Below are 25,418 nucleotides of genomic sequence, written 5' to 3'. Positions count from 1 at the left end.
GGCTCCGGGCAACCGAAGCCCATTTACTAACTAGTCAGTAAGTTGTGGGCGAACATGGAATCGGAGACGACCGAGACGATCATCCGTGCGACCGGTCGGAGCCTCTGTGAGTACGGCTACGCCGACCTCACAATGCAGCGCATCGCCGAGGCGTCATCAGTGACGACGGCGGCGATTCACTACCATTTCGACACGAAGGAGGAACTCCTGGATGCGTTTCTCGACGATCTGATCGACCGCTTCGAACGGCAGGTCGACTGCGAGGCCGCCGACCCCCGCGATCGGCTGGCGGGGTTTCTCGATGCGGTGTTTGATTCGGAGCCCGACGACGAGTTCCCGATCGCGCTGATGGAGCTAAAGGCCCAAGCACCGTTCCACAACACCTACCGCGAGCGGTTCCGCGAACTCGACGCCGCGCTTCGAGGGGTCGTCCAGGACGCTGTGGAAGCGGGCATCGAGGCTGGCCATTTCGACGCGGTCGACACCGCGGAGGTCGCCCGGACGGTCAGCACGATGATCAACGGTAGCCACGTCCGGATGGTCGCACTCGGCGAAGATCCCGACGAAACCCGGCGGGTGGTCGAAGACTATCTCGAAGCACAGTTGGGCTGGAGTCCGGAGGGGGCCGCGTGAGCTTTTTTAAAGGACAGGAGGAGCTCGAACTGACCGAGGGCGGCATCCTCAAGCCGCTAGTGTATCTCTCCTTGCCGATCGTGATTACGAACCTGCTGCAGACCGCCTACAATCTGGCCGATACGTTCTGGCTCGGGCGCTACTCGACGGAGGCGCTGGCGGCGATCTCCTTCGGCTTCCCGATGGTCTTTCTGCTCATATCGCTGGGGATGGGCCTCTCCGTAGCGGGTAGTGTGTTGGTCGCCCAGCACACCGGGGCGGGCGAGACCGCACAGGCGGAGTACGCCGCCTCCCAGACGGTCACCTTCGCCGTCGTCGGCTCGCTCGTTTTGGGACTGGCCAGCTACCCGTTCGTCGAGCCGTTCCTCGCCCTGTTGGGAGCCTCACCCGAAGTCTTGCCGGGAGCAGCCGCCTACATGGAGGTCATCGCCCTCGGCTTGCCGTTTATGTTCGGCTTCTTCGTCTTCATCGCGCTGATGCGGGGGTCGGGCGATACGATCACGCCGATGGTCGTGATGCTGGGGACGGTTATTATCAACGTGATCCTCGATCCGTTTTTGATCAACGGCTGGGCGGTCGGGCCGATCGCGTTCCCCGAGCTCGGGATCGAAGGGGCGGCGATCGCGACCGTCTTCTCGCGGAGTTTGGCGATGATTGTCGGGATCGGAATCATGCTGTCGGGCAGCCGCGGCATCCAGATCAACGTCGGTGATATGTGGCCGGATTTCGAGTTCCTCCGGAAGCTCCTGCGGATCGGCGTGCCGGCGAGCATCGAGGGGACCGGCCGGGCGGTGTCGATCAACGCGCTGTTGGTCGTCGTCGGGCTGTTTTCGACCTCGGTCGTCGCGGCCTTCGGGATCGGAACCCGCGTGCTGTCGGTTATCTTCCTGCCCGCGGTTGCGGTCGCTCGCGGCGTCGAGACGATGTCGGGCCAGAACATCGGGGCCGGAAAGTACGACCGGGCCGAGGCGGCCAACTACCTCGCGGCCAAGAGCCTGTTCGCCATCCTCGGGTTCGTGGGCGTCCTCATTTTCCTCGTGCCGACACCTATCGTCAGCGTGTTCACCGACGACCCCGCCGTACTCGACGAAGGCGCTACGCTCCTCCGGTACGTCTCGCTGTCGTTCGGCTTCACGGGCATCATGCGGGCCTTTACCGGCGGGTTCCGCGGGGCGGGCAAAACGCTCGTCGCCGCGGCGATCGCCATCCTCACCCTTGGAGGGATCCGGCTGCCGGTTGCCTACGTCGCCTCACAGTACCGGCTCCCGATCCCCTACGCCGAGTTGGTCTACGGCGTCGAGGGGATCTGGACCGCCTTCTTCGTCTCGAACGTCGCCGGCGCGGTTATCGCGTGGCTCTGGTTCCGGCGCGGGACGTGGCGCGAGGGCGACGTTCGTGGGACCCCGGAGGTAGTCGACGGGCCCGAGGTCGACGCCTCGGCCGGTGACGATTAGCCCCGGTCGGGACGGAGTGTTGGATGTGGTCAGTACACACGGTACGGACAATCACGCAACGGTTTTGTAGCAGAGCCCAAAACCCACTGCTAATGGCAGCGAGTCGTCGACCACGCCTGTTGGCTCCGATCCGGCAGCGGCGGCTACGGCGACTACCGCGAGCGGGGCGGCCATACGTGGCCGACCTCGCCTCGTTTTGACGATCGAGCCAGCGTGGTGCCAGTAGGCACCCGCGGTTCGGCCGTCGATTCGTTTTCATGACTCCTCGTTTTTAGGTGCGTAGCCTGCTCTATGACACTATTTTCGGAAAATAGAAACGCTGAATTTAAGTTCCCCTCTCTATTCGTAGTAGCCAATGACAAAGCGTGTGGCACTGGCGTTCAGCGGCGGTCTCGATACGACCGTCTGTGTGCCGGTTCTCGAAGAGGAGTACGGCTACGACGAAGTAATCGGTGTGACCGTCGACGTCGGCCAACCGGCCGAAGAGTTCGAGGAGGCCCGGGAGACCGCCGAGGCCCTCGACCTGGAGCATCACGTAGTCGAGGCCAAAGAGGAGTTCGCCGACCTCTGTTTCGACGCGGTTCGCGCGAACGCGGACTATCAGGGCTACCCACTCGGCACGGCGCTGGCCCGTCCCGTGATCGCCAAAGCCATCCTCCGCGTTGCCCAGGAAGAGGGCTGCGACGGGATCGCCCACGGCTGTACCGGCAAAGGCAACGACCAGCTCCGCTTCGAGGCTGTCTGGCGCGCCTCCGATCTCGAAGTCATCGCCCCCGTCCGCGAGATGGGGATGACCCGCAACTGGGAGATCGAGTACGCCGACGAACGTGACCTTCCCGTGCAGGCCGGAAACGAGGGCACCTGGTCGATCGACACCAACCTCTGGAGTCGCTCGATCGAGGGCGGCGACCTCGAAGAGCCCGACCACGTCCCCGGCGAGGAGATCTACGACTGGACCACCGCGCCGAGCGGCGAGACCGAAGAGATCGAACTCGAGTTCGAAGACGGCTATCCGGTCGCGCTCAACGGCGAGGCGATGGAGCCGATCGCGCTCATCGAGGAGCTCAACGAGCTGGCGGGCTCCTACGGCGTCGGTCGCACCGACATGATGGAAGACCGGATGCTCGGCCTCAAAGTCCGCGAAAACTACGAGCACCCCGCAGCCACGACCCTGCTGAACGCCCACGAGGGCCTCGAATCGCTCGTCCTCACGAAGGAAGAACGCGACTTCAAGAAGCAGGTCGACAACGAGTGGAGTCAGAAAGGCTACGAAGGGCTCGTGGATGGGCCGCTCGTTGCGGCGCTTGAGGGCTTCATCGACGAGACCCAGCAGAAAGTCACCGGCTCGGTGACGATCCGCTTCGAGGGTGGCCAGGCCCGCGTCGTCGGCCGGTCCAGCGAGTACGCCGTCTACTCCGCCGATGCGGCCTCGTTCAATACCGAGACGGTCGGCAAGATCACCCAAGAGGACGCAACGGGTGTTGCCAAATACCACGGCTACCAGGACCGCATTGCCGCCCAGGCCAAGAAGGCCGCCGAAGACGCCAAAACGAAAGCAGCCGCCGACGGCGGCGACAGCGAATAAGATGTCCGGAGACTCGACGGACGACAGCGACGTGGCGCAGGGCGAGGAGACAGTCGTCCGCCGGGACCGCTTCAGCGGCGGCCCCGCCCGTGAGTTCCTGTCGAGTCTCGCTGGCGACGAGCGTATTTTTACGGCGGATCTCGCGGTCGACCGCGCCCACGTCGTCATGCTCGCCGAACAGGAGATCATCAGCGATGAGGAGGCAGGCTGGATTCTCGACGCGCTGGCTGATGTCGAAAACGCGGGCCACGGTGACCTCTCCGGCGGGGAAGACGTCCACGAAGCTATCGAATCGGCCGTGATCGACCGCATCGGCCCCGATGGCGGGAAGATGCACACCGCCCGGAGCCGCAACGACGAAGTGGCGGCGTGTATTCGCTACCGCCTTCGTGCTGACCTGCTGGAGGCCATCGAAACCACGCTCGCACTGCGTGAGGCCCTGATCGACGCGGCGGCCGAGCACACTGACACTCTGATGCCTGGCTACACGCATCTCCAGCCCGCCCAGCCGATCACGGTCGGTCACTTCCTCATGTCGTATGCGTCGACCATCAGCCGCGATACAGCGCGGCTGCTCGATGCCTACGACCGAACCAACGAATCGCCCCTTGGCGGGGCAGCCTTTGCGGGCACGCCGTTCGATATCGACCGCGAGCGAACCGCCGCGCTGCTCGGGTTTGATCGAGTTGTCGACAACTCGATGGACGCATCGTCGGCCCGTGACTTCCTCGCCGAGGCGACGGCGGCACTGGCGATCCACGCCACGACGCTGTCGGGACTGGCTGAAGATATCGTCATCTTCGCTAATAAAGGGTATATCGACCTCTCGGACGACTACAGTTCGACCTCGTCGATCATGCCCCAAAAGAAGAACCCCGACACGCTCGAACTCACCCGTGCGGTGGCGGGCGATGCAACCGGCGAGCTGACCGGGCTACTGACGACACTTAAAGGGCTGCCGCAGGCCTACAACCGTGATCTACAGCGCGCCCATCCGCACACGTTCCGGGCGGTCGACGCCGTCGTCGAGGCCTCGGCGGTCGCGGCGGGAGCGGTGTCGACCGCGAGTTGGAACGAGAAGCTGCTGGCCGACGAGGCCGGGGCAGGCTTTTCGACGGCGACCGGGATCGCCGACCTGCTGGCGATGGCTGGGCTCCCGTTCCGCACGGCCCACGAGGTGGTCGCACTGGCCGCCGAGGAGGCCGAAGATAGGGACACGGGAGTCTCGGCCGCCCTGCTCGATTCGGCCACCGAGGACGTACTCGGCGAGTCACTATTTAAATACGTAGACGAGCAGGCCGTCGCCGCCGCCCTCGATCCCGCCCAGAGCGTCGAGAGCCGCGACTCGCAGGGCGGCCCGGCCACCGCAGCCGTCGAGTCGACCATCGCGGGCGCACGGGAGACGCTCGCCGACGACAGCGACGCGCTGGCCGACAGGCAGGCCGCGCTGGATGAGGCCGAAACGACTCTGGCCAAGGAGGTCGACCAGTATGTATAGACGACTGCGGCGACCCCCTCGTGGGGGCAACACACCAACATGAAATCCAGCCGAGGATTTCGACGAACTGCCGACGCCCGCTAATTCTCCCGTAGTGGCTTCTCCGCTTATTGTAAACTTTCAAACAAGTTCGATGTGTTTAAGTATATAGGTGGGGAAGTCGTGAGTACGCACATGACAGACGCAGAATGTCCGGAGTGCGGGGCCGAGGTCTCCCTGCACGACGATCTGGAAGTCGGAGAGATCATCGACTGCGGCACCTGTGGTGCCGAACTCGAAGTCATCGCCGTCGACCCGCCGGAGCTGGAGACGGCCCCCGAACTCGAAGAGGACTGGGGCGAGTAAGTTTGGCGACGACCGCGGTGGCGTTTTCACGCCCGACCACACACCTATGAACATTGGAATTCTTTATTCGCGGATTCGCAAAGACGAGAAGCTCTTGCTCGGCGAGCTGCGGGAGCGGGACCACGAGATCACGAAGATCGACGTTCGGAAACACCAGTTCGGCCTCGACGGCACGACCGCCGATATCGAGGACCTCGATCTGGTCGTCGACCGCTGTCTGTCGACCAGCCGGTCGCTGTACGCCACCCGCTTTATCGACCACTACGGCATCCCGGTCGTCAACGGTCCCGAGACCGCCGACGTTTGTGCCGACAAGGCCAAAAACAGCCTCGCGCTCGACGACGCTGGCGTGCCGACGCCCGAAACCAAAGTCGCCTTTACCACTGACTCGGCGATGGAGGCCATCGAGGAGTTCGGCTACCCTTGCGTCCTGAAGCCGGTTGTGGGATCATGGGGTCGACTGATGGCCAAGATCGACTCGAAAAGTGCTGCCGAGGCGATCCTGGAGCACAAGAAGGTCCTGGGCCACTACGAGCACAAGGTGTTCTACATCCAGGAGTTCGTCGACAAGCCGGGCCGCGATATTCGCGTGCTGGCAACCGACGGCAAGCCGGTCGCCGCGATGACGCGAACGTCGGACCACTGGCTGACCAACGCCGCCAAGGGCGGCGAGACCGACGACTTCGAACTCGACGACAGGGCCTTGGAGCTGGTCGAACAGGCCAGCGACGCGGTCGGTGGCGGGCTGCTGGGCGTCGACCTGATGGAGGTCGGCGGCCCCGAAAGCGGCGAGTACACCGTCCACGAGATCAACCACAATGTCGAGTTCAAAGCCCTCGATAGCTGCGTGGATGTCGACGTGCCCGCCGCGGTCGTTGACTGGCTGGAATCGAAAGCAGCGGCCGAAAACGAGGAGTTGACGACTGCATGAGCAGCGAGACCTACACCGCGACAGTCATCGGCGGCACCGGCTTCACCGGCGGCGAACTGCTGCGCCTGCTGGCTGGCCACCCGAACTTCGAGATCACACAGGCCACGAGCCGCTCGAAAGCGAACAAAACGGTCGGCCACTCCCATCCGAACCTCCGGGAACTCGACCTGCGATTTAGCTCGCCCGATGACCTCGAATCTGTCGACGTGATCTTCGCGGCGACGCCACACGGCGTCTCGATGGAGCAGATCGACACGTTCTACGAGCACGCCGACACGGTCGTCGACCTCTCGGCGGACTTCCGCCTCAACACCGCCGAACAGTACGAGGAGTGGTACGATGGCCACAGCGCGCCCGAATACCTCGATAAGAGCGTCTACGCGCTTCCCGAACTCACGCGCGAGGAGTTGCCGGGAGCCGAACTCATCGCGAGCGGGGGCTGTAACGCCACCTCGACGATTCTCGGCCTCAAACCGCTCTTTGATGCCGACATCCTCAGCGGCGGCGAAGATATCGTCGTCGACGTCAAGGTCGGCTCCTCGGAGGGTGGCGCAGGTGGCGGCGCGGCCTCAAGCCACCCCGAGCGCTCGGGGATCGTCCGCCCGTATGCACCGATTTCCCACCGCCACGAGGCCGAGATCGAGCAGTTCCTCGGTATCTCGGTGTCGTTTACCGTCCACGCGGTCGATATGATCCGCGGCTCGTCGGCCACGTGTCACGTCTTCCCCGGCCAACCAGTTTCAAAAGGGGACCTCTGGAAGGCCTACCGCGGCAGCTACGAGGACGAGCCGTTCATGCGACTCGTCGCCGGCGGCGGTGGCGTCTACCGCTACCCCGAGCCGAAGGCGGTCGCCGGGACCAACATCGGCGAGGTCGGCTTCGAACTCGACCCCTCGAACAAGCGCATCGTCGCCTTCTCGGCGATCGACAACATGATGAAAGGCTCGGCCGGACAGGCAATCCACGGCGCGAACGTCGCCCTCGGCCTCGACGAGACTGCGGGCCTCGAGTTCGCAGGCCTCCACCCGGTCGGCGCGCCATAGCGTCGACCCGTTTGACGATTTTACTATGACCGGATACACCACAGACGCGCGTGACGTTCGTATTTCCGAGCCGCGCGCAGACGACCAGTCGACCGAATCGGCCGCCCACCAGGCGAACCAGCTTGCGACCGACGGTGGCCGACGGCCCCCGGTCGTGGTAAAGATCGGCGGCGCGAAAGCCGTCGACCCCGAGGGCGCGGTCGGCGACATCGCCGAACTCGTCGACGAGGGCCGCGACGTTGTCGTCGTCCACGGCGGCTCGACGGCGGTCGACGAGACGCTCGAACGGATGGAGATCGAGCCGACCTATGTCGAGACGCCCGGCGGCGTCACTGGCCGCTTCACCGACGAGGAGACCATCGAGGTCTTCGAGATGGTGATGGCCGGCAAGCTCAACACCGAACTGACGACGCTGTTTCGGAATGCGGGCGTCGACGCCATCGGTCTCTCGGGCGTCGACGGCGGCCTCTTGAGTGGCCCGCGCAAGTCAGCGGTCCGTGTGCTCGAAGACGGCAAAAAGAAGATCAAACGCGGCGACCACTCCGGGAAGATCACCGACGTGAACGACGAGCTACTGACCGATTTGTTGGCGGATAGCTATACGCCGATCGTGAGCGTGCCGATGCTCGGCGAAAACAAGGATGGGTCGGTAACCCCAGTGAACGCGGATGCCGACCGCTCGGCGGCCGCAATCGCGGGCGCACTCGGCGGTGAGCTTATCATGCTGACGGATGTAACCGGAATTTACGAAGATCCGGACGATCCGGAGACGCTGATCGAGTCGGCGTCGACGCCCGCGGAGTTGGCGGCAGTCAAGACGGCAGCGGAAGGATTCATGACAAAGAAAGTGATGGCAGCGACAGAAGCACTCGACGGCGGCTCGCCAGCCGTCTACGTGGCCGATGCGAACAGTGACGCGCCAGTGACCGACGCCCTCGGTGGAAGCGGGACGACGATCCACCGCAGCGCGTTGGACGCCACCGAAGACGAACCAGCGGAGGCGGACCAATGAGCGGCTTCGTTTTCTCCGAGAAACCCATCGACATCGACCACGGCGAGGGGCCGTATCTCTACAGCGAAGACGGCACCGAGTATCTGGACTTCGGTGCGAGCTACGCGGTCGCGCCGCTGGGCCACAGCCACCCCGACGTGACCGCGGCGATCCAGAATCAGGCCGAGACGCTGACCTACGTGCAGGCGTCGTACCCGGTCGACGTCCGCACGGAACTCTACGAGCGGCTCGCCAATCTCGCACCCGGCGACCTCTCGAAGGTGTGGCTCTGTAACTCCGGGACCGAGGCCAACGAGGCCGCGATGAAGTTCGCCCGCAGCGCGACCGGCAACTCGAAGATCGTCGCCACCAAGCGCGCCTTCCACGGCCGCACGATGGGCGCACTGGCGATGACGTGGAAACAGAAATATAAGAAGGATTTCGAGCCGCTGGCCGGCGACATCGAGTTCGTCAGCTACGGCGACGAGGAGGAGTTGGCCGAGGTGGTCGACGACGAGACGGCGGCGGTCTTCCTCGAACCGGTGCAGGGCGAAGGTGGGATTCACCCCGCGACAGTCGACTATCTCGAATCGGCCCGCGAGGTGACCAAAGACGCTGGCGCAGCACTCGTCTTCGACGAGATCCAGACCGGCGTCGGCCGAACCGGCACGCTGTGGGCCTGCGAGCAGGCCGGTGTCGTCCCCGACATCCTCACGAGCGCGAAAGGAATTGCCAACGGAATGCCCCTCGGCGCGACGCTGTGTGCCGACTGGATCGCCGAGGACTGCGGCAACCACGGCTCGACCTTCTCGGGTGGGCCAGTGGTCGCCGCCGCCTCGAACGCAACGCTGGAGACTCTGATGAGCGAGGAGATCCCGTCCCACGCCGACGAGATCGGCGACTACATGACTGCCGAGATCGAGGCCGCCGCCGAGGAACACGATCTGCCGATCCGGGAGGTCCGCGGTAATGGCCTGATGATCGGTGTCGAGGTCAAACGCGGCGCGAACCGCGTGCTGCGGGATCTCGCGATCAACCATCAGGTGCTCGCGCTGCCCGCGGGCCGAACCGTCGTCCGGTTCCTGCCGCCGCTGATCATCGAGAAAGACCACGTCGACACTGTTGTCGACGCCCTGACGGAGGCACTCTCGTAATGGCGGTCGAAGCCAGCGAGAGCGTGCTCGACCATCCCGCGGTCGACACCGAGGGCCGCGAACTCCTGACGGAGCTCGTCTCGATCCCCTCAGTGTCGGGCAACGAGACCGAGGCCGCCGAGGCGCTGGCGGCCTTCTTCGAGCGCCACGACCGCGAGGTCTGGATCGACGATATCGGCAACGTCCGCGCGCCCGGTGACGATACGATCCTCCTGACCTCGCATATCGACACCGTACCGGGAGACATTCCGGTCGAAATCAAAGACGGCGAGGAGGGCCCCGAACTCTGGGGCCGCGGCAGCGTCGACGCCACCGGCCCGCTGGCGGCGATGGCGATCGCTGCAGTGGAAACGGGGGCCTCATTCGTGGGTGTTGTCGGCGAGGAGTCGACCTCTCGCGGCGCGTGGCACCTCATCGAGAACCGCGAGGCACCCGAGGCGATCATCAACGGCGAGCCCTCGGGCTGGGACGGCATCACGCTGGGCTACCGGGGGCTGCTTGAGGGCACCTACGTCGCAACGAGCGAGTCCGGCCACACCTCCCGGCCCGACCCGAACGCGATCCAGCACGCCATGAGCTGGTGGGAGCGCGTCGAGGACGTTTTCGAACCCGACGAGTGGATTCCGGTCTTCGAACAGGTGACGACCAAACCCGTCGAGTTCGAGGGCGGAATTTCAGTGGATGGGCTCTCGATGGAGTCGACCATGGAGTTCCAGCTCCGAGTGCCGCCGGAGCGCACCCCCGAGGAGGTCCGGGAGCTCTCCGATGCCGAACTGGAGACGGGGACGGTCAACTGGACGGAGTTCATCCCGGCGGTGATGACCAGCCCTCGCAGCGAGGTTGCCCGGCTGTTCCGGGTGGCGATCCGCGAGCAGGGCGGCGATCCGCGCCTGCTACGGAAAACCGGCACCGCGGATATGAACATCTACGCCGACGAGTGGGGCTGTCCGATCGTTTCTTACGGTCCTGGCGATTCGAACCTCGATCACACGCCCCACGAGCACCTCTCGCTCGCCGAGTTCGATCACTCGATCGACGTGCTGATCGAGGTCTGTGAGCAACTGGGCGTAGAGACAGGCGACAGCAAGCACAGCGAACCGACGGAGTGAGAGCCATGAACACGGATAACTTTCTCGACATTGACGATCTGACGGCCGACGAGGTAGACGAGGTATTGGCGCGTGCGGCGGCACTGAAAAACGGCGAGGACGACGCCCAGCTCTCGGATCAGACCCTCGGGATGCTGTTCGAAAAGCCAAGCACCCGAACCCGGATCTCCTTCGAGACCGGAATGACCCAATTAGGGGGTCACGCGATCTTCATGGGTCCCGAGGACATCCAGCTGGGTCACGGCGAGCCCTTAAAAGATACCGCCCGTGCGATGGGTCGCTACGTCGACGGGATCATGGCCCGCCTCTTCAGCCACGAGGACGCCGAAATCCTCGCGGAGTACGCCGACGTTCCGGTTATAAACGGATTAACCGATGACGCACACCCATGTCAGACGCTGGCCGATCTGCTGACGATCCGCGAGCGGTTCGACGAGGACGTCCAGGTCGCGTGGGTTGGCGACGGCAACAACGTCGGCCAGTCGTTCGCGATCGGCTGTGCGCTGGCCGGGATCGACCTCACGGTGGCGACACCCTCGGAGTACCCGATGGACGACGCCGTCGTCGACCGGGCGACCGAACTCGGCAGCGAACCGGAAATCTACACCGACCCCGAGGCTGCTATCGAGGGGGCGGATGTCGTGTATACCGATGTCTGGGTCAGCATGGGCGAAGAGGACAAACGCGAGGAGAAACTCGCGGCCTTCGAGGGGTTCCAACTCAACGAGGAACTGCTTGCGGGTACCGACGCGAAGGTCATGCACTGCCTCCCGGCCCACCGCGGCGAGGAGATCACCGACGCGGTCCTCGAAAGCGACCGCTCGATCGTCTGGGATCAGGCCGAAAACCGGCTCCACGCCCAGAAGGCGCTGCTGGTCGAACTGCTCGGGTAACCGTCTCCCGAGAGCCGTTTTTAAAAAGTAATCGTCGACTACCGGCTGGTGAACACTGAGTACAACAGCCCTAACAGACCGCGCGGGCGAATCCGGCGAAGACGACGCCGAGCACCGCCGAGTGGGCCATGTGGATCGTCCAGCCAGCGACGCCGCTGCTAAAGCCGTAGAGGCCGGGGATCGCCCCGCCGATGATGTCGGGCATCAGCATCGATAGCAGGATGCCGAAAACGAGGCCACCGCCAAGGCCGCCGATGACGCCCACTTTCCAGTCTGCGAGGTCTGCCACGAGTGCCGTTCGAGTGGGATGTTTGGTTGCCATCTCAACTGTTAACAATGCGTAGGAAGCGGAACACACTGCCTCGGGACGGTATGAGTGGCGCACAGCACCACAACAGCTATCGACCGTCTGAGAGTAGCTGGGCGCGGTCCGGTAACCGGTTCAGTCGACCCGGTCGTCGGCCGGGGCTTCGAACCCGGGCGGCAGTCCGAGGTGTTTGATGCCAGTCCGTTCGTCGATCTCAAAGCGGTAGAGCGCGGTGGGCTCGTCGACGCTGGCCTGCTCGAAGAGGTCCGGCCGCCATCGGATCTCCATGGCGTCGAGCAGTGGCGCGAGGTCGGACTCCGGCACCTCGCTCAGCGAGCCGGTCAGCAGGACGCTCCGCCAGTTGAACGGCGTCTCGGCGCTGTAGACGAGGAATCTGGCGGCCTCGACCTGCTGGCTCAGGTCGTGTTTCCGGCTCTCCTCGCCGAGGACGTAGACGAAGTAGAGGCTGTCTTTGCCGTCGAACCAAAACGACAGCGGCCGGAGCATGGGCACCCCGTCGGTCGGCAGTCCCAACACGCCGACACTCCGGCTCGACAGAAAGCTCCGAATGTTCGCGTCGGTCATCGGTTCCATTCCGTACTCGGCGAGGCCGTCGACGGTCATAGAGAGGACACACGGACGAGAGCCGCATAAGCGGTCGCTCCCGACGGATTTCGATAGTTTCTGGAAGGCCGACGGACCGAATCGGGTCGACCACTTTCACCGTGGCCACCACACCTTTTAAACTGATGAGGCCAAAGAGGGGCTGTGGCAACCGCAGACGACCAGCTACGGTTCTTTCCGTACGACGAGCCGTATCCGAACCAGCGGGAGGCGATCGACCGGATCGACAACTCGCTGGATCAGGGCCGGGACGTCCTCTTAGAGGGTGCACCGGGCACCGGCAAGACGCTGTCGGCGCTCGTCCCCGCCCTCGAATACGCCCGCGAAGAGGACAAAACGGTCGTCATCACGACCAACGTCCACCAGCAGATGCGGCAGTTCGTCGAGGACGCCCGCGCGATCACCCGCACTGAGCCGATCCGCGCGGTCGTTTTTAAGGGGAAGGCGAAGATGTGCCACATCGACGTGGGGTATCAGGAGTGTCAGAGCCTCCGGGATACCACGCGGGAGCTGGTCGACACCGAGACCGACAAACAGCAGCTGGCCGCCCGCCAACAGGAGCTCCTGGATGCAAGTCAAGACGGCGATTCCGAGGCGATCGAGGCCCGCAGTGCGGTGATGGACGAACTCGACTCGGTGGAAGACGAACTCCAGGAGTTACAAGACGGCAACGTCTGCGATTTTTATTACAACAACCTCACCGACGACACCGACGAGTTCTTCTCGTGGCTCTTTGATGACGTGCGGACGCCAGACGACGTATATGAATACGCCGACCAGCAGGGACTCTGCGGGTACGAGCTGTTGAAGGAGGGGATGGAGGGCGTCGACCTCGTGGTCTGCAACTACCACCACCTGCTCGATCCGATGATCCGCGAGCAGTTCTTCCGGTGGTTGGACCGCGATCCCGACGACGTGATCACGGTGTTCGACGAGGCCCACAACATCGAGGGCGCGGCGCGGGATCACGCCACCCGGACGCTGACAGAGAACACCCTCCAGTCGGCGCTCGACGAACTGGAGGATCTCGACGACTCGCGTGCCGAGCCCGCCCGCAACGTGATCGGGGCGTTTCTCGACGCGCTGCAGTCGACCTACGACGACGGCGTCGGCTCCCAGTTGGCTGGCCAGCGGATCGGCGACAACTGGGAAGACATCTCGGTGGCCAACGACGACAGGCGCGACGACCTGACGCTGGCGTTTCTGCAGCGCTACGAGGGCCGCGGCATCGAGATCGAGACCGAGCTTGCGGTGCAGTTGGGCAAGGTGCTGGACGAGGAGTACGAACAGGCGTACAAAAACGGCGAGTCGACGACCCGCTCGGAGTGCCAGACGTTGCAGGCGGCCGGATTTATCAGTACGTGGATGTCCGAGGGCGGCGAACTCGGCCAGCATCCGATGGTCGGCGTCCGGCGCGACGGGGCGACCGAGGAGGTCTACGGCCGGGCCGAGCTCTACACCTGTATTCCGCGGGAGGTGACCCGCGAGCTGTTCGACGAGGTCTACGCCAGCGTGCTGATGAGTGCAACGCTCCGGCCGTTCGACGTGACTGAGGACGTACTCGGGCTGGATTCACCGGCGCGGCTGGCCTACGAACTCGGCTATCCCGAAGAGAACCGACGAACGTACGCGGCCGACGTGCCGCCGCTGTTCGCCAGCGAACGCGACGACCCCGAGACACAGGAGACGATTACGGCGATGCTCCAGGACGTGGTGCAGTTCACCCCCGGCAACACCCTACTCTTCTTCCCGTCGTACTCGGAGGCCGAGCGGTACTACGACCGGCTCGGTGGCGGGGGAATCGAGGGCCACGGGCTCGGCACGCTGATCCTCGACGAGTCAGGAACGCCGACCGAGGAGTTGCGCCAGCGGTTCGTCGACAGCGACAACGCGACCCTCCTGACCTCGCTGTGGGGGACGCTCGCCGAGGGCGTGAGCTTCGACGGCGACGACGCTCGGACGGTCGTGGTCGTCGGCGTGCCGTATCCCCAATTGTCCGAGCGAATGGAGGCGGTCCAGGACGCCTACAACCGCGCCTACAGCGACCAGCGGCGCACGCGGGATGCGGGCTGGGCCTACGCCGTGGAGATTCCAACCGTCAGAAAAACGCGGCAGGCCTTGGGGCGAGTGATTCGATCGCCGGAGGATTTCGGGGTGCGAATTCTGGCCGATCGACGGTACACGGACGCGGATATGGGGAAATACAGCGTCCGGGAGAGTTTCCCCGTGGAGGAGCGCGAAGAGCTGGTCGACATCGATCCCGAGAAACTGAAATTTGCGATGCTGAATTTTTATACCGATCACGCGGCCTACGACGGCGAGCCGCCGAAACCGTGAGAGAGATATGAAATACTCAGAAGAACAGTTCAGCACCAGCATCCGCGCGAGTGAAGCGAGCGGGGTTCCCGGACGGCGAGGCCGAAGGCCGAGCCATCCGCCTTTTTCATCGGCGTAAAAAGTCCGGCGCTTGCAGTCTTGCTGTCATACCGTGCATAGTCCGACGAGAGTTGTTCATTCGCTATCACGAACCACCCTTGAGTTGTAGGGGATTATTTTAATAGTCAGTCATACCTGAAACTTATCAGATTGATTGAGCATACGATGGTACGAAAAAATGAAACTGCGCCAGATGATAAATCTGCTAACAGACATGATAATCACATTAGTATTCATTATACAATTGACCCAGATGAATCCATCTCACACAACGTAATTAGGGCTGTGGCAGCTGCAACTGAGGTTTCTCCGGAGCGATTGGAACCACTCTATAACGTGGTCGACCCGGACGCACTTGATCGATTATTTAAAATGCCATCTGAAACCCCTCCGTCATCTCAAGAAACCATCGTTTCATTTCAGTATGAAGGCTACCTCGTCACCATCCAAAACAGTCAGCAGATAATTCTCTATTCACGGGCGGCTGCCAATCCCTGAGCCCCAATTCACTAATTCATCTCAATTTGCTCTTCGCATGAATCACTAAAGAGGATGGTGAGAAGCTTACGTTCAGCGGCGTGAATATGTTCTGAGAAAGTGGCTGATGTGATGCCAAGATCTTCTGCAACGCCCTTCCCGCTGGCTTGGCGCGGCCAATCATAGTACCCCGCATTGTAGGCCGCTCGCAGAACCTCAAGCTGCCTGTCGGTCAGATCAGATTGAAGCATCTGTTGGAATGCTGATCGCGTAAAGATTGACGAGATGGAATCCTGTTGTTGTTTCGAAACGAGTTGTGCATCAGAATTCTCATCGAGAAACTGATTGATAATCGCAGATGAATCATAGTGCTGAGGGATTTCAGCTACGATGCGACCGTTTCCGTCGACAGCTATGACTTCCCGTGGAAGCGCGCCGAGCTCCGCGAGTGTGTACGCTGGGCAGTCTCCAGACGCAACGAATTCAAAGAGCCCTCCGTCTTCATATTCTTGGAGGACGAATACTTCTAATGTTTCGTAGGACCCGGCAAGGTCGAGGATCTTGTCTGATCTTATCCCAGATATTTTGAAGAATTCAGCATATTTTGCGTCCGCTCGAGGTACCATTTTGGCAAGCTCAATCATGCAATCACCATCTTGTGTCGCAGCCACGAAGGGGTATTTCGAATCACTAATTGAAAACTCGACTTCGATCACGGAATCGGTCGACTCCGACTTCTCGCTGTTATGGGGAACCATCAAGAATTCTTCGTGGCCCTGAAATTTGGTTCTTGTGCACAATTACTTCAACTCATACGGAGGCAATCAGACGATGTATGAAAGTACTAGCGGGTGTAGAAAAAATAAAGACAGGTGAGAACGATACGACTGAGTCTTACTACCTACGTTATAATTCAGTAAATTGGTTCGACCAGTCTTGCAACCGATCAACTGACCCTGACGAGTCGACAAATGACTCTTGAATAGTCGTCTGTAACAGCGCAGTCTCCCAACCATCTCTAACGGTCGACTGCTCGCACAGACGGAGTACACGAAGCGGTTGTCTCCCGTGGCTATTTATATCGACGTATAGGTGCGGTAATTTATTACTTAACTGTGGCCTGGAGTAGGTGGCGGCTGCGTTCAGCACCAGCATCGGCGCGAGCGGAGCGAGCGCGGTTCCCGGACAGCGAGGCCGAAGGCAGAGCCGTCCGCCTTTTTCATCGACGTTCGGTAGAGCAGAGCTCTACCGCAGCCCATCAGAAGTCGAAGACTTCTGAGGACGTTTTTGCGCCGAGCGGTTCGCCTTTGGCGAACCCGAGGCGGAAAAGGTCGAGCCGCAACGTTTTATCGGCAACCGAAGTAACGTCCAGTTAGATGTCAGCTATTCAGCTCTCCAGCGTCACAAAGCGGTTCGGCGACATCGAGGCCGTCCGCGATCTGGATCTCACCGTCGAGTCCGGCGAGATCTACGGCTTTCTCGGCCCGAACGGCGCAGGCAAATCGACGACGATCAATATGCTCCTGGATTTCGTCCGCCCAACCGAGGGAACGATCACCGTCCTCGGCGAGCCGGTCGAGGCCGCAGGCGCCGAGCTCCGCGAGCGCATCGGCGTCCTCCCCGAGGGGTTCGACGTCTACAGCCGCCTCACCGGGCGAAAACACATCGAGTTCGCCATCGACTCGAAGGAGGCCGACGACGACCCAGCGGAGATCTTAGACCGGGTCGGACTCTCGGAGGCCGCCGACCGCCCGGCCGGTGGCTACTCGAAAGGAATGCGCCAACGGCTCGCGCTTGGAATGGCACTCGTCGGCGAACCCGAACTCCTGATCCTCGACGAACCCTCGACCGGCCTGGACCCCGGTGGAGCCAGAGAGATGCGGGAGATCGTCGAAGCCGAAGCCGCTCGTGGGGCGACAGTCTTCTTTTCGAGCCACGTCCTCGGCCAGGTCGAAGCCGTCTGCGACCGCGTGGGCATCCTCCACGAGGGTGAACTCGTCACCGAAGACAGCATCGAGGGACTGCGGGAGGCCAGCGACAGCGAGGCGACGCTGATTCTCACTGTCGATGACGCCACCGACGACGACCTGGACGCCGTTCGCCGACTCGACGGCGTCTCGGGAGCCGCGGTCGACGGGTCGATGGTCACCGTCTCCTGTGAAGCGGGCGTGAAGACTGACGTGATCTCGACGCTGGGCGAGGCTGGCATCGAGATCCAGGATATCGAAACCGAGTCGACCTCGCTCGAAGAGCTGTTCCTCTCGTATACCGATGGCGAGGGTGTCGTCGAGAAGGAGGGAACCGGGACCGGAGAGCCAGCGGTCGCCACGCCGGAGGGCGGCCAATGAGTTGGCTCGTCGTCGCCCGGAAGGATTTCGAGGATTCGATCCGCTCGCGGTGGCTGCAGGGGCTGACTGGGCTGTTTGTCGGCCTCGTTGCGCTCATTGCGGTTGTGAGTCTCCGTCTTTCGACCGGCGGTGAAACCATCAGTACGAACGCGCTTTTGGGTGCGAACTTCATGGGGCTCCTTTCGGGAACACTGGTCCCGCTGATCGCGCTCGTGATCGCCTACAGTGCGGTGACGGGCGAACGCGAGTCGGGGTCGCTCAAACTCCTGTTGTCACTGCCACACTCACGGGCCGACGTGGTGTTCGGCAAAGTCGCCGGACGGTCGGCAGCGCTATCGACGGCGATCATTGTCGGCTTCGTAGTTCCGGCGGTGATCCTCGCGCTCGGACCGCTCTCGCTCGATATCGTGAGCTACATTGGCTACACGCTGTTGGTTGCGCTGTTGATGTCGGTGTTCGTCGCCATCGCGGTTGGCTGGTCGGCGGCTGCACCATCCCAGCGGGTCGCACTGGGCGGGGCAATCGGGCTCTACTTCCTGTTCGTTCCCTTCTGGGAGATCATCCAGTTCCCACTCCAAATAGCGATTTCCGCACTGCCGGAGTGGGTTCCCGTGAGTGGTACCGCCATCAGCAACGCGCTGTTCCTCAGCAACCCCGCCTCGGCGTTTCGGGGGCTGACCAACGCGTTGCTGCAGGGCCAGCTGTTTGCCGGAGAAACCGCCGGACTGCAGGTGGCGGCGCTGTCGATGCTGCTGTTCTGGCTGCTGGCCGCGCCGCTCGTGGGGCTGTTGGTCTTCCAGCGGCGGGACCTGTAGCCCTACGCAGGCGGCCACTCGATGCCGTGGTCGGCCAACACGTCCGCGAATTCGTTTTCTTCAAGCACCGGAACGTCGTTTGCGGCCGCATCGTCCTGCTTTCGCTGCCCGGGATTGTCCCCGATCACGAGATAGTCAGTATTGCCCGAGACGCTGCCGGTCGCATTGGCTCCGTGGGCCTCTACGAGGTCTTGGGCGTCGCTCCGTGATACCGACAGCGAGCCGGTGAAAACGAACGTGAGCCCGTCGAGTTCGGCGGCCGATCGGTCGGTGTCGACCGACTCGGGGTCGACGCCCGCGTCGAGCAGCTCGTCGAGGGCCGCACGGTTCTCCGGCGTGTCGAAGAAGTCCTGGATCTTCTCGGCGACGATCGGCCCGACGTCGTCGACGGCCTCCAGCTCCTCCGGCTGGGCATTTATAAGCGCCTCCAGGGAGCCGAACTCGGCGGCGAGTTCGGTGGCGGTCGAGCCGCCGACCTCGGGGATTGATACGGCAGTCAAAAACGAATCCAGCGGCGGCTCGCGGGCCGCATCGATCTCCTCGACGAGGTTTTGGGCGCTCTTTTCGCCCCAGCCCTCCAGTTCGGCCAGTTCCTCGGCCTCAAGTCGGTAGAGATCGGCCAGCGAATCGAGGAATCCGGCCTCCTGGAGCTGTGTGATGCGCTCGGGGCCCAACCCCTCGATGTCGAGGCCGCCGCGGCTGACGTAGTGTTCGATGGCGCGTTCGAGTTGGGACTCACAGGCCAGCCCGCCGGGACAGAACGCCAGCGGGCCATCGCGTTCGACCGGGCTGTCGCAGACGGGGCAGGTGTCGGGGAACGTGAAGGTCGAGCCGCTCGTATCCTCGACGACCTCCTCGATGTAGGGGATCACGTCGCCCGCCCGTAGCACCCGGACGGTGTCGCCGACGTCGACGCCCAGCGATTCGATCTCGCCCGGATTGTGCAGGGTAGCACGGGAGACGGTGACGCCGCCGACCTGGACCGGCTCCAGGAGCGCCACCGGCGTCAGCCTCCCAGTGCGGCCGACCTGGACGACGATGTCGGTGATCGTCGTCACCTCGGTGCGGGCGGGGAATTTATACGCGAATGCGGACCGGGTAGAGCGGGCGGTGGTACCGAGGGCCTCGCAGGCGGCAACGTCGTCGACTTTGATGACGACGCCGTCGATCTCGTAGTTGAGGTCTTCGCGGTCGGCCATCAGTTCGTCGCGGTAGTCGATGGCGGCTTCGATGTCGTCGACGCGCTCGGCGCGGTCGTCGACATTGAATCCCCACTCACGGAAGGCCTGGAGTTCGTCCCACTGCGTGGCAGGGCGGTCACGGTCGGCGTCCTCGTAGGCCATAATGCCGTAAAAAAAGCAGTCCAGCGGGCGGTCGGCGACGACCGAGGGGTCGAGTTGGCGGATCGTTCCCGCCGTCGCGTTGCGAGGGTTGGCAAACGGCTCCTCGCCGCGTTCGATCCGCTCGCGGTTATGCGCTCGAAAGCCGTCTTTCGGCATGAATACCTCGCCGCGAACGGCGAGGAAGTCGGGGTACTCGCCGCGGAGTCGCTGCGGGATGGAGGGGATGGCTCGGACCTGGGCGGTCACGTCGTCACCCTCGCGGCCATCGCCGCGGGTCGCTGCGCGCTGGAGTCGACCCTCCTCGTAGACTGCCTCCAGCGAGATACCGTCGAATTTGGGTTCACAGACGTAGCCCGTGGCGTCGAACCCCTCGGCGCTGAGTTCCCGGCGGACGCGCTCGTCGAACTCCCTGACGTCCTGGGCCTCGCCGCTCTGGTCGATCGAGAGCATCGGGGCGGTGTGTTCGACCGTCCGGAGCTCCGCGACCGGCTCGCCGCCGACGCGTTGGGTCGGGCTGTCGGGGTCGGCCAGATCGAAGGCAGCTTCGAGCTCCTGGAGACGCTCGAACAGCAGGTCGTAGACGCGGTCGGCGATCAGGGGGTCGGCCTCGACGTAGTAACGGTGGTCGTGTTCCCGGATCGCCTCGCGGAGCTGTTCGGTCCGGCGTTCGGCCTCGGCGCTGGACAGCGAGTCGACCGGTTCGAATTCCAAGGGTGGGTCGCGGAGATAGGGGTTCGACTCGTCGACGTGGCTCATTGGCGTGGGCTACTGGCCGACTCCTCATACGGTTTACTGTAGACAGTCTCGAACGGCGAGGGGCGACGGCTCTCAAATCGGAAATCGGGCCGATGGTATCGGGAGCCGCACGGACCGACCCAGCCGCCCAGAATTATTGGAATCGATATTCGGAGGGCTAGAATATATATTTACCAACACGTTAGCGGAGATAATGGGAGATGGCGCACTGCTCGGTGTTCTCGTCGTCTCGCTCGTCCTGTTGGCTGCCGTGGTGAGTCTGGTGTTGGCAGTCTACTCGTGGCGTCGGATGGAACATCCAATTTCGGACTCGTATGCCCGACTGCTGGCGGCCGACAGCGCGTGGGCTGGCTTTTATTTCGTCATGATTCTCAGCGGCGGTGGACTGCTCTCGGCTGCCGCGCTGGCCGCCCACTCGATCAGTGCCTCGACTGCTGCGGTGATGTGGTTCCTGTTCGTCATCGAGTACACCGGCGACGACGAGTGGCTGCCGGACTGGTCGGGGTCGATACTACTGGCGGAGATCGGCGTCTACAGCGTCCTGCGGCTACTCAACCCCAACGGACTGGCCGTCAGGGAGATCGTGACCGGCGAGTTCGGCCGGTTCGTGCTGTCGGCGGAGGTCTTCGGGCCGATCGTCCTCGCCCAATTGGCGTTCACCTACTGTCTGCTCGGCGTCTCGTTCGTCCTGTTGGGGCGGTTTATGTGGAACACGCGGAACCTCTATCGGTATCAGGCCGGTGCGATCCTCCTGACGGCCGTCGTCGTCACGGCCTCGACGGTGCTGTTCGTGAGTGAGTTCCGGCTCCACCCACAGCTGGATATCACGTCGGTCTTTTTCGTCTTTCAGGCGGTCGTCATCGGTGTCGCGCTCTACCGGTACGACTTCTTGAAGATCGCGCCGGTCGCCTCCGACCGGTTTTTCCGCGAGATGGCCGATCCCGTGTTGATCCTGGATGCCGACCACGAGATCATCGACGCCAACGAGGCCGCCGAGGGCATCGTCGACGGACTCGCCAGCCAGCAGCCCCTCGATGGGCTCGATAAGGGAGAGCTCACCGATGCGATCAGCGCCGCACTCAGTGAGACCGCCGAGCCGACCGAACTCTCGATGATGGCCGACGGCGGGAGGCGACAGGTCTACGACATCGAGGTGACCCCGGTGACCGATCAGTTCGAGATCACACAGGGCCACGTCGTCGTCCTCCACGACGTGACCGACCGAAAGCAGCGCGAGCGGCGGCTCCGCGAACAGAACGATCGGCTCGAAGAGTTCGCCGATATCGTCTCCCACGACCTCAGAAATCCCCTGTCGACAGCGGCGGGATGGACGGAAGTGATCGACAGGGAGCTGGCAGACGACGAGCCGGATACCGAGACGCTCCAAACCGGGGTAGAGCAGCTCGTGGAGTCACACGAGCGGATGGACGAACTCATCGAGGTGTTGCTGACGATGGCTCGCGAGGGCCAGGCCGTCGACGATCCCGAGATGGTCGCGATCGACCAGTGTGCGACCGAGGCGTGGCGAACCGCCGAAACGGGCGACCTCGAACTCGTCGTCGAGGCCGACCGGACGGTCGAGGCCGATCCCGCCCGACTCCGACAGGCGCTCGAAAACCTGTTCCGGAACGCCAACGACCACGGCGCGGCCTCGACAGTGTACGTCACCGAAACCCCCGGCGGGTTCGCGGTCGAAGACGACGGCGAGGGGGTTCCCGAGACCGACGAGGCGTCGCTGTTCGAGTTCGGCTACACCACCGACGAGGAGGGCACTGGGATTGGCCTCGCGGTGGTCAAACGCATCGTCGAGGCCCACGGCTGGCGGATCGGTGTTGCCGACAGCAACCACGGTGGTGCGCGGTTCGAGATCATGACCTGAGCACCGGCAGCACGCTGACAGTCGATTATGTCCTGAGCGGTATCAGTCGAAACGGCTGGGACCCCGAGACGAACGTATAAATAAGGTTAGAAATTGGGAGAGCCGTATCAGGTTCAAACACCGTGTGTGGGAGACACACAGTGGCGACTTTTGCCGTAACTGACGTGCATAAAGGCCTACAGAGATATGCACACCATACATGACCGAGGGTTTCAACACGCGGAGTCTGCACGCCGGGACCGAGCCGGACCCCGCGACCGGCGCACGGGCCCCGCCGATCTACCAGACCACATCCTACGTCTTTGAAGACGCCGACAGTGCGGCCGAACTCTACGCGCTCCGCGAGGAGGGCGACGTCTACTCGCGGGTCTCGAATCCGACCGTTCGCCAACTGGAGGCCCGGCTGGCCAGCCTCGAAGGCGGCGTCGGCGCGGTCGCCACGGCGGCGGGGATGGGCGCTCTCGATTCCGCAACCACGATCCTCGCACAGAGCGGCGACAACGTCGTCGCCAGTAACGATATGTACGGCGGCACCGGGACCTACCTCTCGAAGCTCGCCCCGCGACGCGGGATCGACGCCCGCACTGTCGATACTCTCGACTACGAGGCCTACGAGGAGGCGATCGACGACGACACCGCCTACGTTCACGTCGAGACGCTGGCCAACCCCTCCTTGGTCACACCGGATTTCGAGCGGCTTGCTGACATTGCCCATGAGAACGCGGTCCCGCTGGTCGTCGACAACACCTTCGGGACGCCCTACCTCTGTCGGCCGCTGGAACACGGGGCCGATATCGTCTGGGAGTCGACGACCAAGTGGATTCACGGCTCGGGGACCACGGTTGGCGGTGTGCTCGTCGATGGCGGCACCTTCCCGTGGGACCACCCCGACGCCGACTACCCCGAGTTGTCGGGCGAAAACCCCGGCTGGGGGTTCGACTTCTCCGAACGGTTCGGCGAACGTGCCTTCACGCTCGCGGCGCGCCACCGCGCCATTCGGGCGCTCGGTAATCAGCAGGGCCCGTTCGACGCCTGGCAGACGATGCAAGGGCTCGAAACCTTGCCGCTGCGGATGGACCGCCACTGCGAGAATGCCCGCGCGGTCGCCGAGTTCCTCCAGGACGATCCACGCGTCGCGTGGGTCACCTACCCCGGCTTCGCCGACCACCCGACCCACGACAACGCCACCGAGTATCTGGACAGCTACGGCGGGATGGTCACCTTCGGCGTCGAGGGCGGCTTCGAGCCGGCCAAGACGTTCTGCGAGAGCGTCGACCGCATCAGTTTCCTCGCCAACATCGGCGATGCGAAGACGCTGGTGATTCACCCGGCCTCGACGACTCACGCCCAGTTGAGCGCCGAGGAACAGCGCGCCGCAGGCGTCGCCCCCGATATGCTCCGCATGTCGGTCGGCATCGAGAACAGTGAGGATATCATTACTGATCTCGATTCGGGATTGGCCGCCGCCACGAACCAGCAGTGACATATGCCACAACCCCTACAGGAGATAAACAATGAGCGCGACTGACGTCGACCGGGGGGCCGTCGAACTCGGGGAGTTCCGCTTCGAGTGCGGCGAAACCATCGACAATCTGGAGATTGCCTACGAGGCCTACGGCGAGTTCACCGGCGACAACGCCATTCTGGTCTGCCACGCCCTGACCGGCAGCCAGAACGTCGCCAGCTACAACACCCCCGGCACGGCGGGCCAAGCCCGCGCCTGGTGGGGCGACATCGTGGGGCCGGGCAAGGCGATCGACACCACCGAGTACTACGTGGTCTGTGCGAACGTTCCGGGGTCGTGTTACGGCTCGTCGGGACCCGCCTCGACCAACCCCGAAACGGGCGAGCCGTGGGGGAGCGATTTCCCACCGGTAACGATCGGCGACTGGACCCGCGCCCAGCGACGGCTCCTGGACCATCTCGGCGTCGGCCGCTTGCGCCTCATCGTCGGCGGTAGCGTCGGCGGGATGAACGTCTTGGAGTGGGCCAAACAGTTCCCCGACGACGCCGAACTGATCGCCCCCATCGCCGCCGCGGACAAACTCGACCCCCAGTGTCTCGGCCTCGATGCGATCGCCCGCCGGGCGATCCGCAGCGACCCCAACTGGAACGGCGGCGACTACTACGGCTCCGGCGACGACGACGCCAGCCCACCCCGGCAGGGCCTGGCTATCGCCCGCCAGATCGGCCACCTGATGTATCTCTCGAAGGCCTCGATGGACCGCAAGTTCGGCCGCCGGTCTGCCGGACGGGACAGCGGTATCGAGGGGAGTGATGCGCTGTTCCCGCCGGACAAGGCCGCCGCCTTTTTCCCGTATCGGGAGGTCGAGTCCTATCTCGACTACAACGCCGAGCAGTTCGTCGACCGCTTCGACGCCAACAGCTATCTCTATCTCACGCGGGCGATGGACGACTACGATCTCGCCGAGGGGTACGGGACGCCCGACCGAGCGATTTCGGCCTTCGAGGGAGAGGTACTGCTGGTGTCGTTTACCGGCGACTGGCATTTCACCGTCGGACAGAGCGAACACCTCGCGGAGGCCTTCAGGTCGGTCGACATCCCGGTCGCCCACCACGTCGTCGACTCCGACCACGGCCACGACGCGTTCCTCGTTGAGCCCGAAAACGTCGCCCCGCCGGTCGCCGACTTCCTCGAAAGCGGGGTCGACGGCCGGGCGATCACTGATACGGCCAGCGACGACGAAAGCGAGGTCGACGACGGTGACGCCGACTTCGCGCCGGTCCACTCCAGTCTGTTCTCCGGCTGACAGGCTCCCAGATAGCGGCAGGCGTT

At 63.4% G+C, this 25,418-nt stretch carries 23 protein-coding genes; 18 read left to right on the top strand and 5 right to left on the bottom strand.

Translation table 11 applies throughout. From position 1 onward, the window contains the following. The first annotated feature begins 54 nt into the window (after nt 1–54). Together NO877_RS16805 and NO877_RS16800 are read left to right on the top strand one after the other, a co-directional pair. Nucleotides 55–633: a TetR/AcrR family transcriptional regulator gene (locus tag NO877_RS16805; protein WP_256397512.1), complete on the top strand. Its 579-nt coding sequence runs from the start codon at nt 55–57 to the stop codon at nt 631–633. Continuing rightward, nucleotides 630–2,087, top strand: coding sequence for an MATE family efflux transporter (locus NO877_RS16800; RefSeq protein ID WP_256397511.1), 1,458 nt, complete (start codon nt 630–632; stop codon nt 2,085–2,087). The genes NO877_RS16805 and NO877_RS16800 overlap by 4 nt, the downstream gene beginning before the upstream one ends. Before the next feature lie 51 nt (nt 2,088–2,138). Here the strand turns inward: NO877_RS16800 and NO877_RS16795 are convergent, their stop codons facing one another. After that, on the bottom strand, nt 2,139–2,261 hold the full coding sequence (locus NO877_RS16795) for a hypothetical protein (protein ID WP_256397510.1): 123 nt from the start codon (nt 2,259–2,261) through the stop codon (nt 2,139–2,141). Nucleotides 2,262–2,442: 181 nt separating this feature from the next. On the opposite strand from NO877_RS16795, the gene NO877_RS16790 reads away from it, so the two are divergent. The 9 genes from NO877_RS16790 (at nt 2,443) to argF (ending at nt 11,636) form a co-directional block, all read left to right on the top strand. Beyond that, entirely contained in the window at nt 2,443–3,672 is a 1,230-nt protein-coding gene (locus NO877_RS16790; RefSeq protein WP_256397509.1) for an argininosuccinate synthase, read from the top strand. Between the two features lies 1 nt (nt 3,673). After that, nucleotides 3,674–5,170 (top strand): argininosuccinate lyase, encoded by a 1,497-nt coding sequence (gene argH / locus NO877_RS16785; protein ID WP_256397508.1) that lies wholly within the window; start codon nt 3,674–3,676, stop codon nt 5,168–5,170. A gap of 174 nt (nt 5,171–5,344) precedes the next feature. Then, the gene (gene lysW / locus NO877_RS16780; protein WP_256397507.1) at nt 5,345–5,515 is read left to right on the top strand and encodes a lysine biosynthesis protein LysW; all 171 of its coding nucleotides are present in this window, start codon (nt 5,345–5,347) and stop codon (nt 5,513–5,515) included. A gap of 46 nt (nt 5,516–5,561) precedes the next feature. Then, nucleotides 5,562–6,446 carry a lysine biosynthesis protein LysX gene (gene lysX, locus NO877_RS16775; protein ID WP_256397506.1) on the top strand — a complete coding sequence of 295 codons (885 nt, stop codon included), beginning with the start codon at nt 5,562–5,564 and terminating at the stop codon, nt 6,444–6,446. Beyond that, entirely contained in the window at nt 6,443–7,489 is a 1,047-nt protein-coding gene (gene argC / locus NO877_RS16770) for an N-acetyl-gamma-glutamyl-phosphate reductase (protein ID WP_256397505.1), read from the top strand. Before lysX ends, argC begins: the two co-directional genes overlap by 4 nt. Before the next feature lie 25 nt (nt 7,490–7,514). Continuing rightward, nucleotides 7,515–8,501, top strand: coding sequence for an acetylglutamate/acetylaminoadipate kinase (locus tag NO877_RS16765; protein WP_256397504.1), 987 nt, complete (start codon nt 7,515–7,517; stop codon nt 8,499–8,501). Beyond that, on the top strand, nt 8,498–9,634 hold the full coding sequence (locus tag NO877_RS16760) for an aspartate aminotransferase family protein (protein WP_256397503.1): 1,137 nt from the start codon (nt 8,498–8,500) through the stop codon (nt 9,632–9,634). The genes NO877_RS16765 and NO877_RS16760 overlap by 4 nt, the downstream gene beginning before the upstream one ends. After that, nucleotides 9,634–10,743: a [LysW]-lysine hydrolase gene (locus NO877_RS16755; protein WP_256397502.1), complete on the top strand. Its 1,110-nt coding sequence runs from the start codon at nt 9,634–9,636 to the stop codon at nt 10,741–10,743. Before NO877_RS16760 ends, NO877_RS16755 begins: the two co-directional genes overlap by 1 nt. Nucleotides 10,744–10,748: 5 nt before the next feature. Beyond that, a complete protein-coding gene (gene argF, locus NO877_RS16750; RefSeq protein WP_256397501.1) occupies nt 10,749–11,636 on the top strand; it encodes an ornithine carbamoyltransferase in 888 nt (295 codons plus the stop codon). Nucleotides 11,637–11,706: 70 nt separating this feature from the next. On the opposite strand, the gene NO877_RS16745 is transcribed toward argF, so the two are convergent. Beyond that, entirely contained in the window at nt 11,707–11,958 is a 252-nt protein-coding gene (locus tag NO877_RS16745) for a hypothetical protein (protein ID WP_256397500.1), read from the bottom strand. Nucleotides 11,959–12,078: 120 nt separating this feature from the next. Further along, nucleotides 12,079–12,567, bottom strand: a complete 489-nt coding sequence (locus tag NO877_RS16740) for a pyridoxamine 5'-phosphate oxidase family protein (RefSeq protein ID WP_256397499.1) — start codon at nt 12,565–12,567, stop codon at nt 12,079–12,081. A 144-nt stretch (nt 12,568–12,711) separates the two neighbouring features. Between NO877_RS16740 and NO877_RS16735 the strand changes: the two genes are divergently transcribed. Together NO877_RS16735 and ddfA are read left to right on the top strand one after the other, a co-directional pair. Further along, nucleotides 12,712–14,904, top strand: a complete 2,193-nt coding sequence (locus NO877_RS16735; protein ID WP_256397498.1) for an ATP-dependent DNA helicase — start codon at nt 12,712–12,714, stop codon at nt 14,902–14,904. Between the two features lie 264 nt (nt 14,905–15,168). Then, the gene (ddfA, locus tag NO877_RS16730; RefSeq protein ID WP_256397497.1) at nt 15,169–15,501 is read left to right on the top strand and encodes a DdfA family disk-determining factor; all 333 of its coding nucleotides are present in this window, start codon (nt 15,169–15,171) and stop codon (nt 15,499–15,501) included. 11 nt (nt 15,502–15,512) lie between these two features. Here ddfA and NO877_RS16725 read toward each other — a convergent pair whose 3' ends face one another. Continuing rightward, nucleotides 15,513–16,196 carry a helix-turn-helix domain-containing protein gene (locus NO877_RS16725; protein WP_256397496.1) on the bottom strand — a complete coding sequence of 228 codons (684 nt, stop codon included), beginning with the start codon at nt 16,194–16,196 and terminating at the stop codon, nt 15,513–15,515. Between the two features lie 660 nt (nt 16,197–16,856). Between NO877_RS16725 and NO877_RS16720 the strand changes: the two genes are divergently transcribed. Both NO877_RS16720 and NO877_RS16715 read left to right on the top strand, forming a co-directional pair. Further along, entirely contained in the window at nt 16,857–17,828 is a 972-nt protein-coding gene (locus NO877_RS16720) for an ABC transporter ATP-binding protein (protein ID WP_256397495.1), read from the top strand. Beyond that, nucleotides 17,825–18,643, top strand: a complete 819-nt coding sequence (locus NO877_RS16715) for an ABC transporter permease subunit (protein ID WP_256397494.1) — start codon at nt 17,825–17,827, stop codon at nt 18,641–18,643. The genes NO877_RS16720 and NO877_RS16715 overlap by 4 nt, the downstream gene beginning before the upstream one ends. 2 nt (nt 18,644–18,645) lie before the next feature. On the opposite strand, the gene ligA is transcribed toward NO877_RS16715, so the two are convergent. Next, on the bottom strand, nt 18,646–20,742 hold the full coding sequence (ligA, locus tag NO877_RS16710; RefSeq protein WP_256397493.1) for an NAD-dependent DNA ligase LigA: 2,097 nt from the start codon (nt 20,740–20,742) through the stop codon (nt 18,646–18,648). 193 nt (nt 20,743–20,935) lie between these two features. Here ligA and NO877_RS16705 point away from each other — a divergent pair, with 193 nt between their 5' ends. From NO877_RS16705 to metX, 3 genes are all read left to right on the top strand, one after another. Then, the gene (locus NO877_RS16705; protein ID WP_256397492.1) at nt 20,936–22,621 is read left to right on the top strand and encodes a sensor histidine kinase; all 1,686 of its coding nucleotides are present in this window, start codon (nt 20,936–20,938) and stop codon (nt 22,619–22,621) included. A gap of 199 nt (nt 22,622–22,820) precedes the next feature. After that, the gene (locus NO877_RS16700) at nt 22,821–24,104 is read left to right on the top strand and encodes an O-acetylhomoserine aminocarboxypropyltransferase/cysteine synthase family protein (RefSeq protein ID WP_256397491.1); all 1,284 of its coding nucleotides are present in this window, start codon (nt 22,821–22,823) and stop codon (nt 24,102–24,104) included. Between the two features lie 31 nt (nt 24,105–24,135). Beyond that, nucleotides 24,136–25,392 (top strand): homoserine O-acetyltransferase MetX, encoded by a 1,257-nt coding sequence (gene metX, locus NO877_RS16695; RefSeq protein ID WP_256397490.1) that lies wholly within the window; start codon nt 24,136–24,138, stop codon nt 25,390–25,392. Nucleotides 25,393–25,418 lie beyond the last annotated feature (26 nt).

It is taken from the genome of Halohasta litorea (genome assembly GCF_024494645.1).
In the GTDB taxonomy this organism is placed as follows: domain Archaea; phylum Halobacteriota; class Halobacteria; order Halobacteriales; family Haloferacaceae; genus Halohasta; species Halohasta litorea.
This window is presented reverse-complemented; position numbering and strand designations above follow the sequence as displayed.

What these genes read in the sequence shown, in the direction of transcription:
- NO877_RS16805 (WP_256397512.1), top strand. Translation starts at nt 55, where the DNA reads ATGGAATCGGAGACGACCGAGACGATCATCCGTGCGACCGGTCGGAGC.
- NO877_RS16795 (WP_256397510.1), bottom strand. Translation starts at nt 2,261, where the DNA reads ATGGCCGCCCCGCTCGCGGTAGTCGCCGTAGCCGCCGCTGCCGGATCG.
- NO877_RS16790 (WP_256397509.1), top strand. Translation starts at nt 2,443, where the DNA reads ATGACAAAGCGTGTGGCACTGGCGTTCAGCGGCGGTCTCGATACGACC.
- argH (WP_256397508.1), top strand. Translation starts at nt 3,674, where the DNA reads ATGTCCGGAGACTCGACGGACGACAGCGACGTGGCGCAGGGCGAGGAG.
- lysW (WP_256397507.1), top strand. Translation starts at nt 5,345, where the DNA reads ATGACAGACGCAGAATGTCCGGAGTGCGGGGCCGAGGTCTCCCTGCAC.
- lysX (WP_256397506.1), top strand. Translation starts at nt 5,562, where the DNA reads ATGAACATTGGAATTCTTTATTCGCGGATTCGCAAAGACGAGAAGCTC.
- argC (WP_256397505.1), top strand. Translation starts at nt 6,443, where the DNA reads ATGAGCAGCGAGACCTACACCGCGACAGTCATCGGCGGCACCGGCTTC.
- NO877_RS16765 (WP_256397504.1), top strand. Translation starts at nt 7,515, where the DNA reads ATGACCGGATACACCACAGACGCGCGTGACGTTCGTATTTCCGAGCCG.
- NO877_RS16760 (WP_256397503.1), top strand. Translation starts at nt 8,498, where the DNA reads ATGAGCGGCTTCGTTTTCTCCGAGAAACCCATCGACATCGACCACGGC.
- NO877_RS16755 (WP_256397502.1), top strand. Translation starts at nt 9,634, where the DNA reads ATGGCGGTCGAAGCCAGCGAGAGCGTGCTCGACCATCCCGCGGTCGAC.
- argF (WP_256397501.1), top strand. Translation starts at nt 10,749, where the DNA reads ATGAACACGGATAACTTTCTCGACATTGACGATCTGACGGCCGACGAG.
- NO877_RS16745 (WP_256397500.1), bottom strand. Translation starts at nt 11,958, where the DNA reads ATGGCAACCAAACATCCCACTCGAACGGCACTCGTGGCAGACCTCGCA.
- NO877_RS16740 (WP_256397499.1), bottom strand. Translation starts at nt 12,567, where the DNA reads ATGACCGTCGACGGCCTCGCCGAGTACGGAATGGAACCGATGACCGAC.
- ddfA (WP_256397497.1), top strand. Translation starts at nt 15,169, where the DNA reads ATGGTACGAAAAAATGAAACTGCGCCAGATGATAAATCTGCTAACAGA.
- NO877_RS16720 (WP_256397495.1), top strand. Translation starts at nt 16,857, where the DNA reads ATGTCAGCTATTCAGCTCTCCAGCGTCACAAAGCGGTTCGGCGACATC.
- NO877_RS16715 (WP_256397494.1), top strand. Translation starts at nt 17,825, where the DNA reads ATGAGTTGGCTCGTCGTCGCCCGGAAGGATTTCGAGGATTCGATCCGC.
- ligA (WP_256397493.1), bottom strand. Translation starts at nt 20,742, where the DNA reads ATGAGCCACGTCGACGAGTCGAACCCCTATCTCCGCGACCCACCCTTG.
- NO877_RS16705 (WP_256397492.1), top strand. Translation starts at nt 20,936, where the DNA reads ATGGGAGATGGCGCACTGCTCGGTGTTCTCGTCGTCTCGCTCGTCCTG.
- NO877_RS16700 (WP_256397491.1), top strand. Translation starts at nt 22,821, where the DNA reads ATGACCGAGGGTTTCAACACGCGGAGTCTGCACGCCGGGACCGAGCCG.
- metX (WP_256397490.1), top strand. Translation starts at nt 24,136, where the DNA reads ATGAGCGCGACTGACGTCGACCGGGGGGCCGTCGAACTCGGGGAGTTC.